The organism is Paracoccus sp. UBA5162 (assembly GCF_002413585.1).
Taxonomy (GTDB): Bacteria; Pseudomonadota; Alphaproteobacteria; order Rhodobacterales; family Rhodobacteraceae; genus Paracoccus.
On record NZ_DHXG01000052.1, the window covers coordinates 12,302 to 26,882 of the forward strand.

At 65.8% G+C, this 14,581-nt stretch carries 12 protein-coding genes; 7 read left to right on the forward strand and 5 right to left on the reverse strand.

Annotated features, from left to right (window positions below; translation table 11 throughout):
- Nucleotides 1–59: 59 nt before the first annotated feature.
- Nucleotides 60–2,267, reverse strand: coding sequence for a ComEC/Rec2 family competence protein (locus B4A72_RS07240; RefSeq protein ID WP_292978279.1), 2,208 nt, complete (start codon nt 2,265–2,267; stop codon nt 60–62).
- Nucleotides 2,268–2,384: 117 nt separating this feature from the next.
- Between B4A72_RS07240 and gltX the strand changes: the two genes are divergently transcribed.
- From gltX to B4A72_RS07255, 3 genes are all read left to right on the forward strand, one after another.
- Nucleotides 2,385–3,782: a glutamate--tRNA ligase gene (gene gltX / locus B4A72_RS07245; RefSeq protein WP_292959004.1), complete on the forward strand. Its 1,398-nt coding sequence runs from the start codon at nt 2,385–2,387 to the stop codon at nt 3,780–3,782.
- Nucleotides 3,783–3,859: 77 nt separating this feature from the next.
- Entirely contained in the window at nt 3,860–5,152 is a 1,293-nt protein-coding gene (gltA, locus tag B4A72_RS07250) for a citrate synthase (RefSeq protein ID WP_292959006.1), read from the forward strand.
- On the forward strand, nt 5,139–5,591 hold the full coding sequence (locus B4A72_RS07255) for a DUF1284 domain-containing protein (RefSeq protein ID WP_292959008.1): 453 nt from the start codon (nt 5,139–5,141) through the stop codon (nt 5,589–5,591). Before gltA ends, B4A72_RS07255 begins: the two co-directional genes overlap by 14 nt.
- A gap of 192 nt (nt 5,592–5,783) precedes the next feature.
- Here B4A72_RS07255 and B4A72_RS07260 read toward each other — a convergent pair whose 3' ends face one another.
- Nucleotides 5,784–8,081 (reverse strand): transglycosylase domain-containing protein, encoded by a 2,298-nt coding sequence (locus tag B4A72_RS07260; RefSeq protein ID WP_292959010.1) that lies wholly within the window; start codon nt 8,079–8,081, stop codon nt 5,784–5,786.
- A 399-nt stretch (nt 8,082–8,480) separates the two neighbouring features.
- Between B4A72_RS07260 and B4A72_RS07265 the strand changes: the two genes are divergently transcribed.
- Nucleotides 8,481–9,809 carry an ammonium transporter gene (locus B4A72_RS07265; RefSeq protein ID WP_292978280.1) on the forward strand — a complete coding sequence of 443 codons (1,329 nt, stop codon included), beginning with the start codon at nt 8,481–8,483 and terminating at the stop codon, nt 9,807–9,809.
- A 106-nt stretch (nt 9,810–9,915) separates the two neighbouring features.
- Here B4A72_RS07265 and B4A72_RS07270 read toward each other — a convergent pair whose 3' ends face one another.
- Nucleotides 9,916–10,917: a polyprenyl synthetase family protein gene (locus B4A72_RS07270; protein WP_292959014.1), complete on the reverse strand. Its 1,002-nt coding sequence runs from the start codon at nt 10,915–10,917 to the stop codon at nt 9,916–9,918.
- 75 nt (nt 10,918–10,992) lie between these two features.
- Between B4A72_RS07270 and B4A72_RS07275 the strand changes: the two genes are divergently transcribed.
- The 3 genes from B4A72_RS07275 (at nt 10,993) to B4A72_RS07285 (ending at nt 12,179) form a co-directional block, all read left to right on the forward strand.
- Complete coding sequence (locus tag B4A72_RS07275) at nt 10,993–11,202, forward strand: DUF2007 domain-containing protein (RefSeq protein ID WP_292959016.1); 210 nt, start codon at nt 10,993–10,995, stop codon at nt 11,200–11,202.
- Entirely contained in the window at nt 11,195–11,953 is a 759-nt protein-coding gene (locus B4A72_RS07280; RefSeq protein WP_292959018.1) for a tRNA1(Val) (adenine(37)-N6)-methyltransferase, read from the forward strand. The genes B4A72_RS07275 and B4A72_RS07280 overlap by 8 nt, the downstream gene beginning before the upstream one ends.
- 61 nt (nt 11,954–12,014) lie before the next feature.
- A complete protein-coding gene (locus tag B4A72_RS07285) occupies nt 12,015–12,179 on the forward strand; it encodes a YdcH family protein (protein ID WP_292959020.1) in 165 nt (54 codons plus the stop codon).
- Nucleotides 12,180–12,259: 80 nt separating this feature from the next.
- Here B4A72_RS07285 and phbB read toward each other — a convergent pair whose 3' ends face one another.
- A complete protein-coding gene (phbB, locus tag B4A72_RS07290; protein WP_292959022.1) occupies nt 12,260–12,985 on the reverse strand; it encodes an acetoacetyl-CoA reductase in 726 nt (241 codons plus the stop codon).
- 88 nt (nt 12,986–13,073) lie between these two features.
- Entirely contained in the window at nt 13,074–14,246 is a 1,173-nt protein-coding gene (locus tag B4A72_RS07295) for an acetyl-CoA C-acetyltransferase (RefSeq protein ID WP_292959024.1), read from the reverse strand.
- Nucleotides 14,247–14,581: the final 335 nt, after the last annotated feature.

A 14,581-nucleotide genomic window follows, 5' to 3' on the forward strand; every position in this document is an offset into this window, starting at 1 on the left:
CGAGATCAGGCTAGCGCGCGGCCACGGATCGGACAATCATCCCTTGGTCTGTGCCGGGCTCAGTTCGGCGCAGGGCGGCGCCCTGACGCGGCCGTGATCCTTGGCCCCTCGGTCTTCATGTCGATGGAAACGGCTCCGCTTTGCCGCAGCCTTCGGGGATCGAAGGCCAGGCAGGGCGGCACCTCGGGCAGACCTTCGATCGGTTCGCTGGCCACGACGATGCGGTTCGGGCGGCAGGCCGCAAGCGCGCGCCGGCCCGATCCCTTGCCGGTGAAATGCAGAACCTGCCAATCTGCCGTCACAACCGCCTGGCGGTCGCGTCTGTCGCCCTGCCAAGCCGGACGCGCGGCCGATTCCTCTTGTGTGGCGGTGTCGCCATCCTCCAGCAGCCAGGTTCTGACAATGAAGGATCCGCCCGAGGGTTTCGACACCGCCCGGCCCGATGGCGTCATCAGCCCGACAGCCTCGCCCTCGGCTGCGATCAGGATCTGCGGGCGCGCGGCTGTCAGCCACAACGCGGCCGATCCCGCCAGCATCAGCAGACCCGCGACCAGACCCACGGCCAACGGGCCGGGCCGGGACGCGGCCAGATCCCGCCGCCAGCACAGGACCGCCGCGACCGCGCCGAACCCCATCAGCGGCAGCACCGGGGCGGGCGGTGCCGCGACAGCGGTGACGGCCCCGTCCAGTCCGGCGACGAATTCGGCCACGCGAAGCATCCAGTCGGTGCCCAGGCCCATGATCCACAGGGCCGGTCCCGCCAACCCGATCGGGGCCAGCAACGCCGCGATGACCCCGGCCGGCATGACCAGGGTGCCCATGACCGGCACCGCCAGCAGATTCGCCAGCAGGCCGTATTGCGCCATGCGGTTGAAATGGGCCGCCGCAAGGGGCGAGGTCGCCATGGCCGCGACGAAGGACGAGACCAGCAACATCAACAAGGGCCGCAGCCAGAAGGGCAGGCGCGGTGCCAGACGTGACCACGGGCCATAGGTCAGGATCAGTGCGATGGTGGCCGCGAAACTCATCTGGAAGCCCGGCGAAATCAATGATTCGGGGCTGAGGATCAGGATGATCGTCGCCGCCAGCGCCACCGTCCGCAACGAGATCGCGCGCCGGTCTGCCAGAATCGCGCCCAGCATGACGGCAACCATCACGAAGGCGCGTTCGGTGGCGACGCCGCCGCCCGAAAGCCACAGATAGGCCGAGGCCGCCGCGATCGCCGCACCGGCCGCGATCTTGTGCACGGGCCAGCCACAGATCATCCCGATGCCCTGTGCCGCCACCAGCGCCATCCGCAGCGCGCCATAGACGAAACCCGCCAGCATTCCCATATGCAAACCCGAGATCGAGATGATGTGGTAGAGATTCGAGGCGCGCATCACCGCATTCGTGGCCTCTTCGATGCCCGAGCGGTCGCCGGTCATCAGGGCGGCGGCCACCGCTCCCTTCTGTCCGCCGATCCGGTCCTGCATCGCCCGGCTTATCGCGATCCGGGCGCGGTGCATCCACCACAGGCCGCCTTCGGGGGCGGCCACGGCCATGACCGGCGTGCGGCTGTAGCCGACGGCGCCCAACCCCTCGAACCACGCATATTGGCGGAAATCGAAACTGCCGGGCGCGGCCGGGCCAGAGGGCGGGCCCAGATTTCCGGTCAGCATGACGCGCTGACCCAGCGGCGGCAGATCCCCGGCCGCCATGTCCATCAGCGACAGCCGCACCTTGCCGGGTGTCCGCGCGGGCGACACGTCGCGCAGCACGACGCGATCCAGCGTCAGCCTGATACGGTCGCGGGCGGATCGGTCGATCTCGACCAGCCGTCCCTCGACCGGTCCGTAATAGCGCCATTCCAGAACCGGCGCCGCGACATGGGCCGAGCGAATTCCGGCAAGTCCGGCCCCCGCCACGACCAGCACGATCGCCATGCCGCCGATCCGCAAACCGTCGCTGAACGCCCAGCCGATTCGTCCGCGTTCGGCCAGCGGCTGAGACAGCCGGGCCGCGACGAATCCGGCAAGCCCCAGACCTCCGGCGATGATCCAGAACCCGGTTCCGGGCAAGGCGGGCCAGGCGAACCACAGCGCGATCCCCAGCGACAGGCAGACCGGCACCCAGGGAAACAATCCCGCGCGACTGGCCGCCGCCGGACGGGGGCGGCGGATGTCGGCAGGCGCGGCGGCGTTGGAGCGGGCCCGGGTCAGTCCCGGCAGCGCGGCCGCGGGCGCGGAGAGGATCGGAACAGGGCCGGGCCCCGCTGCGGCGCGCATTCTTGTCCTTTCGCGATGGCTTCTCTATCTCTGCCTCACGACCCTGGCACGGCGGCACTTACCAAAGTGTTAACGCAGCCCTGTCCGCCCCGAGATTGACCAGCGAAAAGTTTTCCCATGTCCGAACAAGCCCCGATCGTCACCCGATTTGCCCCGTCACCGACCGGCTATCTGCATATCGGAGGCGCGCGGACGGCGCTGTTCAACTGGCTTTTCGCGCGCGGCAGGGGTGGCAGGTTCCTGTTGCGGATCGAGGATACCGACCGCGCGCGATCCACCCCCGAGGCGACGGACGCGATTCTGAAGGGGCTGGAATGGCTGGGCCTGGACTGGGATGGCGAACCGCTCAGCCAGTTTGCCCGCAAGGACCGCCATGCCGAGGTTGCGCGTGACATGCTGGCGCGTGGCGCGGCCTACAGGTGCTATTCCACCCCCGACGAGATCGCCGCCTGGCGCGAGGCGCATCCGCGCGAGCCTTTCAAGAGCCCGTGGCGCGACGCGACCGACCTGCCGGATGCTGCCTATGCGATCCGCCTCAAGGCTCCGCAGACCGGCGAGACGGTGATCGAGGACGCCGTGCAGGGCCCGGTCCGCGTGGCCAATGATCAGCTGGACGACATGGTGCTGTTGCGCAGCGACGGAACCCCGACCTACATGCTGGCGGTCGTGGTGGATGATCACGACATGGGCGTGACCCATGTGATCCGGGGCGACGATCACCTGACCAACGCCGCCCGCCAGATCCAGATCTTCGACGCGATGGGCTGGAAGCGGCCGGTTTTCGCCCACATCCCGCTGATCCATGGCGAGGATGGCAAGAAACTGTCGAAACGCCACGGCGCGGTTGGCCTGCACGAATTCGCGACGCTCGGCTATCCGGCCGGGGCGATGCGCAATTACCTGGCGCGTCTGGGCTGGAGCCATGGCGATGACGAGTTGTTCGATGACGCGCAGGCACGGCACTGGTTCGATCTGTCCGGGATCGGGCGCGCGCCCGCCCGGCTGGATTTCAGAAAGCTGGAACATGTCAGCGGCCATCATATCGGCGCGATGGAGGATGACGTCCTGATGCAGGCGCTTGGGGATTATCTGGCCGATACCGGCGCCGCCCCGCTGAGCGCGCGCCACCAGGAGCGGCTGCGACCGGTCCTGCCGGCTCTGAAGCAAAAGGCCCGGACCCTGCCGCAATTGCTGGAACAGGGGCACTTTGCGCTGATCGACCGCCCGGTCCGGATGGATGACAAGGCGACCGGGATGCTGGACCCGGTATCCCGTGGTATGCTGAAATCATTGACTGCCGCGCTGCAGCATGCTAGCTGGCAGCGAGACGAGCTGGAGAAGGCGGCCAAGGCTGTCGCCGAGGAAAACGGCGTCGGGTTGGGCAAGCTGGCGGCGCCCCTGCGCGCTTCTCTGGCCGGCCGGACTGCGACCCCCAGCGTGTTCGACATGATGATGGCGCTAGGCCGCGACGAAACGCTGGCCCGGCTTCAGGACCAGACCGAATTGGCAGGCTGATCCCTGCTTTCACATTCCGGGTTGTCTTCCGAATATTCGCGCGCGGACGACCCGGCCAAGCCGGAAAGGACTTTTGGATGGCCGAGACAAAGACCGCCAAATTGCTGATCGACAATTCCGATTACGAGCTGCCCATCCTGTCCCCGACCGAGGGGCCGGACGTTCTGGACATCCGCAAGCTGTATGGCGAGGCGGGCGTTTTCACCTATGATCCGGGCTTCACCTCGACCGCAAGCTGCGATTCCACGATCACCTTCATCGACGGCGACAAGGGCGAATTGTGGTATCGGGGCTACCCGATCGAGCAACTGGCCGAGAAATCGCATTATCTGGAAGTCTGCTACCTGCTTCTCTATGGCGAATTGCCGACCGTCGAACAGCTCAGCGATTTCGAACATCGTGTCACGCATCATACGATGGTGCATGAACAGATGCACAATTTCTTCCGCGGCTTCCGCCGCGACAGCCATCCCATGGCGACGATGGTCGGCGTGGTCGGCGCAATGTCGGCCTTCTACCACGATTCGACCGACATCTCTGATCCCTGGCAGCGCGAGGTCGCGGCGATCCGCCTGATCGCCAAGCTGCCGACGATCGCGGCCATGGCCTATAAGTATTCCATCGGCCAGCCCTTCGTCTATCCGCAGAATGATCTGGATTACGCCAGCAATTTCCTGAACATGTGCTTTTCGGTCCCGGCCGGGAAATACGATGTCGATCCGGCGCTGGCCAAGGCGATGGACCGGATTTTCACGCTGCATGCCGATCACGAACAGAACGCCTCGACCTCGACCGTGCGGTTGGCGGGATCCTCGGGCGCCAATCCCTTTGCCTGCATCGCGGCCGGCATTGCCTGCCTGTGGGGGCCCGCCCATGGCGGCGCGAACCAGGCCTGCCTGGAAATGCTGAAACAGATCGGCACCGTGGACAAGATCCCCGAATACATTGCCCGCGCCAAGGACAAGGACGATCCGTTCCGCCTGATGGGCTTTGGCCATCGGGTCTACAAGAACTTCGACCCCCGCGCGACGGTGATGAAGGAATCGGCGGACGAGGTTCTGGACCTTCTGGGCATCCAGAACAATCCGACCCTTCAGGTCGCCAAGGAACTGGAGAAGATCGCGCTGGAGGACGAATACTTCGTCTCGAAGAAGCTGTATCCGAACGTCGATTTCTATTCGGGCATCATCCTGTCCGCGATGGGCTTTCCCACCTCGATGTTCACGCCGATCTTCGCGCTGTCGCGGACCGTCGGCTGGATCGCCCAATGGAAAGAGATGATCAGCGATCCGCAGAACAAGATCGGTCGGCCGCGCCAGCTTTATGTCGGTGCGGACCGGCGGGACTACGTCGGTCTTGACGACCGCTGAGCCCTGCCAGGACAACGAACGGCCCCGGAGCGGATCCGGGGCCGTTTCGCTGCGCCCGCATCATGTGCTGTGCGCGATCGGCTGGCAGGGCAAGGGCTATTCGCCGGATTTCACGCGGAACATGGACCGCATCGTGGTGCAGCGACTTCGTGCCGATCCCGCGACCGAGGTCGTCTTCACCCAGGGCGCGGATGCGATCTGCGGACCCTGTCCCTCGCGCCGCGGGACCGGTTGCCGGATGCAGACCAGGATCGACGGGCTGGACCGGCGCCACGCAGAAGCCCTGGGCATCGCGCCGGGTCAGCGTATGCCCTGGTCCGAGGCGCAGCGCCGCGCATCGGAACTGCTGCCCGCTGATCTGGACCGGATCTGCGCCGGTTGCCGCTGGCTGGACCTTGGCCTGTGCAAGGCGGCGCTGGCGGCCTTGCGGCGCGGATGACAGCCAAAGCCGCCGCGCGGCCGCGACGTGGCTGGATCGGTGACCGGGCGCTTGCGACTTCCAGGCGATTACCACCCATTCGCGGCCGGTGCACACATGGCCGCGTCGCAGCCCCTCGACCGAGCCGGAATAACGAAACCCCGCCTGAATGGCGGGGCTTGTCAGCAATCGCCCGCGGGCCGGGACGCGATGTCAATTGCCGCCGAGGATGCCGTTCAGGGCGCGGCTGAGAGCGTCGTCTGAATTGGCCGAGGTCGAGCTGCCCGGCGTTTGTGGCGCGCTGCCGCCCACCTCGGTCGGGGCCGCGCCAATGATTCGGCCGCGCTGCTGGCTACTGCCCTCGACGCTGTTCATCACGCCCGCCAGCGCCGCCGCCAGCGGATCATCGGCAGAACCCGAAGTGACCACTTTCGGCGTCGAATTGCCCTGGGACATGATCACCCCGCTGCCATCGGGCGAAACGGTGGACAGCGGCAGTTCGGGCAGACCTTCGTGAATATCGGTCATCACCGCCTGCCAGATCTCGGCCGGCAATCCGCCGCCGGTCACGCCCTTCAGCGGCGTGTTGTCGTCATAGCCCATCCAGACGCCGACGACATATTGTTCGGTAAAGCCAACGAACCAGGCGTCGCGGTAGCTGCTGGTCGTGCCGGTCTTTCCGGCGGCCGGGCGCGAGCCCAGCTTGGCCCGCTTGCCGGTGCCCGAATCGATCACCTGCTGCATCATGTAGATCAGCTGACCGGCCGCGCGCGGGCTGATCACCCGCTGGCCCAGGCCGCCCAACTGCCCCATCAGCGGCTGGTCGTCGCCCTTGATGGACAATTCGACCAGGCCATAGGGCGCGACCGAGGTGCCGCCATTGCGGATCCCGGCATAGGCACCGGTCAGTTCCAGCAGCGTGGCCTCGGAGGCGCCAAGGGCCAGCGAGGGGCTTGTGGTCAGGTTGCTGACGATGCCGAAATCACTGGCCACCCGGCGCACCGCATCGCGTCCCACGATCTCTTGCAGGCGGACCGTCGCGGTGTTCAGCGAGTTCTTCAGCGCCGTCTCCAGCGTCACGTTACCATAGAAGCGGCGGGTATAGTTCTTTGGCGACCAGTTTTTTCCGCCGGGGATGCGGATCGTGATCGGCCCGTCCTCAATGATGTCCGAGGGCGAATATCCCGCCTCCAGCGCCGCGGCATAGACGAAGGGCTTGAAACTGGACCCGGTCTGCCGCTTGGCCTGGATGGCGCGGTTGAAGGCCCCGTTCACGGTGTTGTCGCGACCGCCGATCATCGCGCGCACCGCGCCATCGGCGGACATCACCACGACGGCGGCCTCGGCCTTGCTGTTGCCGCCCAGCTTCTCGTCGAAAATCCGTTTCAGTGCGCGTTCGGCCGCCCGCTGGATGTCCTGATCGAAGGTGGTCTTGATGGTAATGTCGTCGGTCGTCTCGCTGGTCAGGAAACCGGGGCCCGAATCCATGACCCAATCGGCGAAATAGCCGCCCGCGCGGGCCTGCGCCGCCTTGGACAGGACCGCCGGATTCGCCTTGGCTTCGGCATATTGCTTGTCGTTCAGATAGCCCTGCTGTTTCATCAGATCCAGGATCACATCGGCCCGACCCTGGCTGCGTTCCAGATCGGCGGTCGGCGCGAAATAGCTGGGAGCCTTGAGCAGCCCGGCCAGCATCGCGGCCTCGGCCGGGGTCACATCGGTTGCGGGCTTGTTGAAATACCGCTCGCTCGCCGCCTCGAAGCCGCGCGCGCCGGCCCCCAGATAGGACCGGTTCATGTAGATGTTGAGGATGTCTTGCTTGGAATACTTGGCCTCCAGCGCGAAGGCGAAGGGGACCTCCTTGACCTTGCGCCACAGGCTGCCGACGCGGCAGCTGGCCTCGAATTCGGCCTCGTTCTTCCAGCGGATCGGATCGAATGTCTCGCCGAGGCACAAAAGCTTGGCCACCTGCTGGGTAATGGTCGAACCGCCATTGCCTTCCAGCGGACCGCGGCCTTCGGCAAGGTTGATCCGGATCGCGCCCGCGATACCCCGCGGGCTGACGCCCAGATGGCTGTAGAATCGACGGTCCTCGGTCGCGACCACCGCATCGCGCAGGACCGGGGCGGTTTTCTCGCCGGTGACGGTGCCGAATGTCTCGCCCCGCCAGGCAAAGACGCGGCCCTCGCGATCCAGCATGGTGACCGATCCGCGCGCACGCGCGTCGAACAATTCCTTCGCGTCGGGCAGGCCCGCATAATAATAGGCCGAGGCCCCGCCGATGATCAGCAGAACCACCATCGTCAGCCGCCAGAACGAACCCCACAGGATGCGCCAGAACAGCCAGACCGTGCCCGCGACGGCCCGCACGACGACATTGCCCCGCTTGCGCTGGTTCGGCTTGTGCCGGCGCACGGCCGATTTCGAGGCCGCTGCGGCCTTGGGAGAACTGCGCTTGTCGGCAACAGGGCTTTTGCCCGTGCGCTTCGGGGTGCCGGTCGGTCGTTTCATGTGGTCCAGATGCCTGCTTGACTGCCCTGCCGGTTCTTTCTCCGGCCAAGTTGGCCATCAGCATACAGCAAGAATCGGGCAGAGGGAATTCTCCTGACCAATCCGTGAAGGGGCGGTGTCTTGCCGCCGAAAGCCCGGCTCGTCCGGGAACTTGCCGCGACCGCCGCCTGACGCGGCAAAATCCGCGAACATGCACAGGTGACGGGCAGCGGGCCGCGGCGCCGAACGCAATCTGCCCGTTTCTTGGGCCTTGGGCAGCCGGCAACGCCAATTTTGAGGCAGCCGATATTTCTGCCGGCGCCGGGCAGCGCGCCGCCTTGTGCCGAAGCCCCGGAATTTCCGATCAAAGGCCGGATGGCAGCCCGTCCGGCGGCTGCGGCACGGAAGTGAGGTAAACAGATGAAAAAGTCCCTCCCGCTCATCGCGACGCTTGCGTCCCTGGCAGCCCTGCCTGCCGTGGCGCAGGATGCGGCCCCGGCCGAGGTGGCGGCCGCGGTCAGCGCGGACGTCGTCTACATCTTCAACACGCTGCTGTTTCTGATCGGCGGTTTTCTGGTCATGTGGATGGCGGCCGGCTTTGCCATGCTTGAAGCCGGGCTGGTCCGATCCAAGAACGTGACCACCCAGCTTTTCAAGAACATCGCGCTGTTCGGCATCGCGGGCATCATGTACTGGCTGATCGGCTATAACCTGATGTATCCCGGCGACTGGACCGTGCCGGGCGTCGTCGGTGAAATCTTCAGCCCCAAGACCATCGATCCGGTCGGGGCAGGGGTCGCCGGTGACGGCTATTCGGCCGGATCGGATTTCTTTTTCCAGCTCATGTTCTGTGCCACGACCGCCTCGATCGTATCGGGTACCCTGGCCGAGCGGGTGCGACTGAATTCGTTCCTCGTTTTCACCGTCGTGCTGACCGGCCTCATCTATCCGGTTCAGGCAAGCTGGCAATGGGGCGGCGGCTTCCTGTCGGAAATGGGCTTTTCGGATTTCGCCGGCTCGACGCTGGTTCACAGCGCCGGCGGCTGGGCCGCGCTGGCAGGGGCGCTGGTTCTGGGCGCGCGGGCCGGAAAGTATCGCGCCGACGGGCGGATGCAGCCGATGCCCGGATCGAACCTTGCGCTGGCGACGCTGGGCACCTTCATCCTGTGGCTGGGCTGGTTCGGCTTCAACGGCGCCTCGCAACTGGCCATCGGCTCGGTCAACGATGCCGCCGATGTCAGCCGTATCTTCGTGAATACCAACATGGCCGCCTCGGCCGGGGCGGTGGCCGCAATCATCGTCACCCAGCTGGCCTATGGCAAGATCGACCTGACGATGGTGCTGAACGGCGCGCTGGCGGGTCTGGTCTCGATCACGGCCGAGCCGCTGACGCCGTCGATCTTCGCCGCGGTCCTGATCGGCGGCATCGGCGCCACCCTTGCCTGCCTGGCGGTTCCGATGCTGGACAGATTCAAGATCGACGACGTGGTCGGTGCGATCCCGGTTCACCTGATCGCCGGGATCTGGGGCACGCTGATCGTCCCGGCGACCAACCCCGACACCGGCTTCGTCACCCAGATCATCGGCATCGTGGCCATCGGCGCCTTCGTCTTCAGCGTCAGCCTGGTCGTGTGGCTGGCGCTCAGGGCGTTCGGCGGGATCCGTGTCAGCCAGGATGCCGAGATCACCGGTCTCGACATCTCCGAGATGGGGATGGAGGCCTATCCCGACTTCGTCCAGGCCAAATAGGCCGGGGCATTTCCCCGAAAGGGCGGGTTGCGCAAGCGGCCCGCCCTTTTGTCACGTCCGTCCCCGAGGCTTCTGCGGGCGGTGCCGGAAAATGCGGACGAAACGCTCAGGCGACGCGGCTGACGACGAAATCCGCCAGATCCGACAGCATGTCCCGGACCGGATGATCGGGCAGCTCTGCCAGTGCCGATTTCGCGCGCTCGGCCCAGTCCATCGCATCCGCCCGCGCGGCCCGCATCGAACCGTGCCGGTCCAGCAGGCGCAGGGCCTGCTCCAGATCCCCATCGTGCTGGTCGCCAGCCTCGATCACCCGCGCCCAGAAGGCCCGCTCGGCGGGATCGGCGCTGGCGACGGCCTTGATCACCGGCAGGGTCAGCTTGCGTTCGCGAAAGTCGTCACCGACATTCTTGCCGATCGTCTCGGTCGCGCCGCCGTAATCCAGGAGGTCGTCAACGATCTGGAAGGCGATCCCCAGGGCGTCGCCATAGTCGAACAGCGCCCGCACCTGGGCCTCGGGCGCGCCGGCGATCACGCCGCCGACTTCGGTCGCCGCCGAAAACAGCGCCGCCGTCTTGCCCCGCACCACCTGCAGATAGACGCTTTCATCGGTTCCCAGATCCTGCGCGGCAGTCAGTTGCAGCACCTCGCCCTCGGCGATGGTGGCGCTGGCATTGGCAAGGATTTCCAGCGTGCGCAGGTTGCCGGGCTCGACCATCAGCTGGAAGCTGCGGGCAAAGAGATAATCACCCACGAGGACCGAGGACTTGTTGTCCCACAACAGGTTCGCGGTGGGCCGGCCGCGCCGCTGCCGGCTTTCATCGACCACGTCGTCATGCAGCAGGGTGGCGGTGTGAATGAACTCGACCGTCGCGGCCAGATGAACATGGTAGGGCCCGTCATATCCCGCCAGTTTCGCCGCCGCCAGTGTCAGCATCGGGCGCAGCCGCTTGCCGCCCGCCTCGATCAGATGCGCGGTCACTTCCGGGATGCGCGGCGCATGGCGGCTGGCCATGCGCTGCCGGATCAGGGCGTTCACCGCCTCCATCTCGGACGCCAGCGCCTCGGCCAGACGGTCCAGCGGTTTCTGGACGTTTTCGTTCACACCCATGGCCATATCCCGTTTCTGGCCCAACGCATTGCCATGCCATCGACAATTGCGCAACCGCCGCCTATCGTCTGACCCATGAAAGAGCTTTTTCGCAGCACCGATCCTGTCCGAATCTCGCACGCCGTGGCGCTGCTGGAGGCCGAGGACATTCCGACCTTCGAACTGGACCAGCACATGAGCGTTCTGGAAGGCTCGATCGGGGTGCTGCCACGCCGCCTGATGGTCGCGGACCGAGACGAATTCATGGCCCGCGCGATCATGCGCAACGCCGGTCTGGATGAGTGATACGCGCGAAGACGGCTTTCTGGACGGGCGTTTGCGGCTTGCACAGCCTGTCCGGGGCTATCGATCGGGCGCCGATGCGGTGATGCTGGCGGCGGCCTGCCCGGCCGAGGCGGGGCAATCGGTGCTGGAGCTGGGCTGCGGGGCGGGAATCGCCAGCCTGTGCCTGGGCTGGCGGGTGCCGAACCTGGCGCTGACCGGGCTGGAACGGCAAGGGGTTTACGCCGAACTGGCGCGGCAAAACGCCGCGCGGAACGGCATCGCGATGCGGGTCGTGGTGGGCGATCTGATGCGGATGCCGTCGGGACTGCGTACCGAAAGCTTCGATCACGTCATCGCGAATCCCCCCTATTTCCTGGGTGGCACAGCCGCCGCGGAACCCGGTCGGGCCGAAGCGCGCCACGAGGATGCGCCGCTGCGGGCATGGATCGACGCTGGCCTGCGTCGATTGCGGCCGGGCGGGCGGATCACGCTGATCCAGCGATCCGACCGGTTGGCGGGGCTGGTTGCCGCGCTGGATCAGCGCGCGGGCGGGCTGACGATCCTGCCCATCGCCGCCCGGCGGGGTCGCGAGGCCGGGCGCGTCCTTGTCGTCGCCCGCAAGGGCGCGCGCGCGCCGCTGCGCTTGCTTGCGCCCTTCGTGATGCATCAGTCAGACCGCCACTCGGCCGATCGCGAAGACCTGACCCCGGCCGCGCAGGCGGTTCTTCGCGAAGGCGCGCCGATTGCGGAACTATTTGCGAAAGTCCCGTGACAGAATCGAAAAGCTGTGCTGCAATCGTCCCTGTTCGACACAACCTTTAGAGGAGGACGCAATGTCGGTTACTTCCCATGTCGAGGAACTTCGCAGAAAGCACCAGAACCTTTCGGATGCCGTTGAGAGGGCACAGAAAAGTCCTGGGTCCAGCGATCTCGAAATTACCGCGATGAAGCGCGAGAAGCTTCGCATCAAGGAAGAAATTACCCGGCTGTCCCACTAACCTGTTGAACGGTTTCATGTTTCTGAAAGCGGCCCGCACCATCGGTGCGGGCCGTGTCATGTTGTCGCCTGGTTGGGACGTCAGACGAAGAATTGCCCGCCATTGGCGCTGATGGTCGAGCCGGTGATGAAGCCCGCGTCATCCGAGGCCAGAAACACCACGCAGCGCGCGATTTCCTCGGGCTCGCCCAGGCGGCCCACGGGGATCTGCGGAATGATGCGTTCGTTCAGCACCTTTTCATCGATGGCGCGGACCATTTCGGTCCCGATATAGCCGGGGCAGATCGCGTTGACGGTGATGCCCGCCCGCGCGCCCTCCTGTGCCAGCGCCTTGGTAAAGCCCAGATCCCCGGCCTTGGATGCGGAGTAGTTCGCCTGGCCTGCCTGACCCTTCTGGCCGTTGATCGAGCTGATATTGATGACCCTGCCGAATTTGCGATCGCGCATTCCGCCCCAGGCGGGGTGGGTCATGTTGAACAGGCCGGTCAGGTTGGTGTCGATCACTTCGCGCCATTGCTGCGGCGTCATCTTGTGGAACATCGCGTCGCGCGTGATGCCCGCATTGTTGACCAGCACCGCGATCGGACCCATCTCGTCCTCGATCTGCTTCAGGCCGGCGACACAGGCATCGTAATCGGCGACCGACCACTTGTAGGTCTTGATCCCGGTTTCATCGGTAAAGGCCTTCGCGGCCTCGTCATTGCCGGCGTAAATGGCCGCTACCTGATAGCCTGCCTCTTTCAGCGCCTTCGAGATGGCCGCGCCGATACCGCGCGATCCCCCTGTGACTACGGCGACTTTCGACATGAATACCCCTCCTGAATTATCGTGTCGTTGAAATCTTGCTATCCAAACAGATGCCGGCGCGCAACATCATTGCGCGCCGGTGTCGCGATCAGCGCTCCAGGCACATGGCGACGCCCATGCCGCCGCCGATGCACAGGGTTGCCAGGCCTTTCTTCGCGTCGCGGCGCTTCATCTCGAACAGCAGCGTGTTCAGGATGCGGCAGCCCGAGGCGCCGATCGGGTGGCCGATGGCGATGGCGCCGCCGTTCACGTTCACGATCGAAGGATCCCACCCCATATCCTTGTTCACCGCGCAGGCCTGGGCTGCAAAAGCCTCGTTCGCCTCGACCAGATCCAGATCGCGGACCGACCAGCCGGCCTTTTCCAGCGCCTTGCGGCTGGAGGGAATCGGCCCGGTTCCCATGATCGCCGGATCCAGGCCCGCGGTGGCATAGGACGCGATGCGCGCCAGCGGCGTCAGCCCGCGGCGGTTTGCCTCGTCCTCGGTCATCACCATCACCGCGGCGGCGCCGTCGTTCAGCCCCGAGGCGTTCGCGGCCGTGACCGATCCATCCTTGGTGAATGCGGGACGCAGCTTCTGCATCGCTTCCAGCGTCGCACCGGGGCGGATATATTCGTCCTTGTCCACGATCGTGTCGCCTTTCCGGGTCTTGACGGTATAGGCCACGATCTCGTCGTCGAAGCGCCCCTCGTTCTGGGCCGCCTCGGCCTTGTTCTGGCTTGCGACGGCGAATTCGTCCTGGGTGTCGCGGCCGATCTGCCACTTTTCGGCCACGTTCTCGGCGGTCTGGCCCATGTGGTAGTTGTTGAAGGCGTCCCACAGGCCGTCGCGGATCATCGTATCGACCATCTTCACGTCGCCCATCTTCTGCCCGGCCCGCAGATAGGCCGCGTGCGTTGCCAGCGACATGCTTTCCTGGCCGCCCGCCAGAACGATCGTCGCATCGCCCAGCATGACCTGCTGGGCGGCCAGAGCCACCGCCCGCAGACCCGATCCGCACACCTGATTGATCAGCCAGGCGGCCGATTCCTGCGGCAGGCCGGCATTGATATGCGCCTGACGGGCGGGGTTCTGACCCTGACCGCCGGTCAGCACCTGACCAAGAATGGTTTCGCTGACCTCGGCGGGGTCGATCCCGGCGCGGGAAACGACCTCTTTCAGGACGGCCGAGCCCAGATCGTGGGCCGGAATGTTGGCAAACGATCCCAGAAAGCTGCCGACCGGCGTGCGGGCGGCGGAAACGATAACGGCTTTGGTCATGGCGGGCTCCTTCCCATCAGCGCCGGAATTGCGGCGAATCGAGGCTAGGATGCGGGTTCGTACCGTCAGGTCAAGCAGATCGGGTCCCGGCGCGCGCCTGCTGGCAGCCCGGAGGGGGGCGGCGCGACGCGAAATGACGCCTGGCGGGCCCCAGTTTTCCGCGATCCCATGGGCGCCTTGCAGACCCGGGCGACCTCCGCCCCGCCCAGAAGATCGGCACCGCCGCGCAGGCCGAATCCCGGATTGACCGGCCTTCGCTTTGCGCGATGGGATCTCCGATCCGAAATCTCCTCCATGATGTCTCCGCCTTCTGGCCGCAATTGCGCCGTTCGAGC

Coding starts and splice junctions, on each gene's coding strand:
- B4A72_RS07275 (WP_292959016.1), top strand. CDS start 10,993: ATGAAAGAGCTTTTTCGCAGCACCGATCCTGTCCGAATCTCGCACGCC.
- B4A72_RS07265 (WP_292978280.1), top strand. CDS start 8,481: ATGAAAAAGTCCCTCCCGCTCATCGCGACGCTTGCGTCCCTGGCAGCC.
- B4A72_RS07295 (WP_292959024.1), bottom strand. CDS start 14,246: ATGACCAAAGCCGTTATCGTTTCCGCCGCCCGCACGCCGGTCGGCAGC.
- B4A72_RS07270 (WP_292959014.1), bottom strand. CDS start 10,917: ATGGGTGTGAACGAAAACGTCCAGAAACCGCTGGACCGTCTGGCCGAG.
- gltX (WP_292959004.1), top strand. CDS start 2,385: ATGTCCGAACAAGCCCCGATCGTCACCCGATTTGCCCCGTCACCGACC.
- B4A72_RS07285 (WP_292959020.1), top strand. CDS start 12,015: ATGTCGGTTACTTCCCATGTCGAGGAACTTCGCAGAAAGCACCAGAAC.
- B4A72_RS07280 (WP_292959018.1), top strand. CDS start 11,195: ATGAGTGATACGCGCGAAGACGGCTTTCTGGACGGGCGTTTGCGGCTT.
- gltA (WP_292959006.1), top strand. CDS start 3,860: ATGGCCGAGACAAAGACCGCCAAATTGCTGATCGACAATTCCGATTAC.
- B4A72_RS07240 (WP_292978279.1), bottom strand. CDS start 2,267: ATGCGCGCCGCAGCGGGGCCCGGCCCTGTTCCGATCCTCTCCGCGCCC.
- B4A72_RS07260 (WP_292959010.1), bottom strand. CDS start 8,081: ATGAAACGACCGACCGGCACCCCGAAGCGCACGGGCAAAAGCCCTGTT.
- phbB (WP_292959022.1), bottom strand. CDS start 12,985: ATGTCGAAAGTCGCCGTAGTCACAGGGGGATCGCGCGGTATCGGCGCG.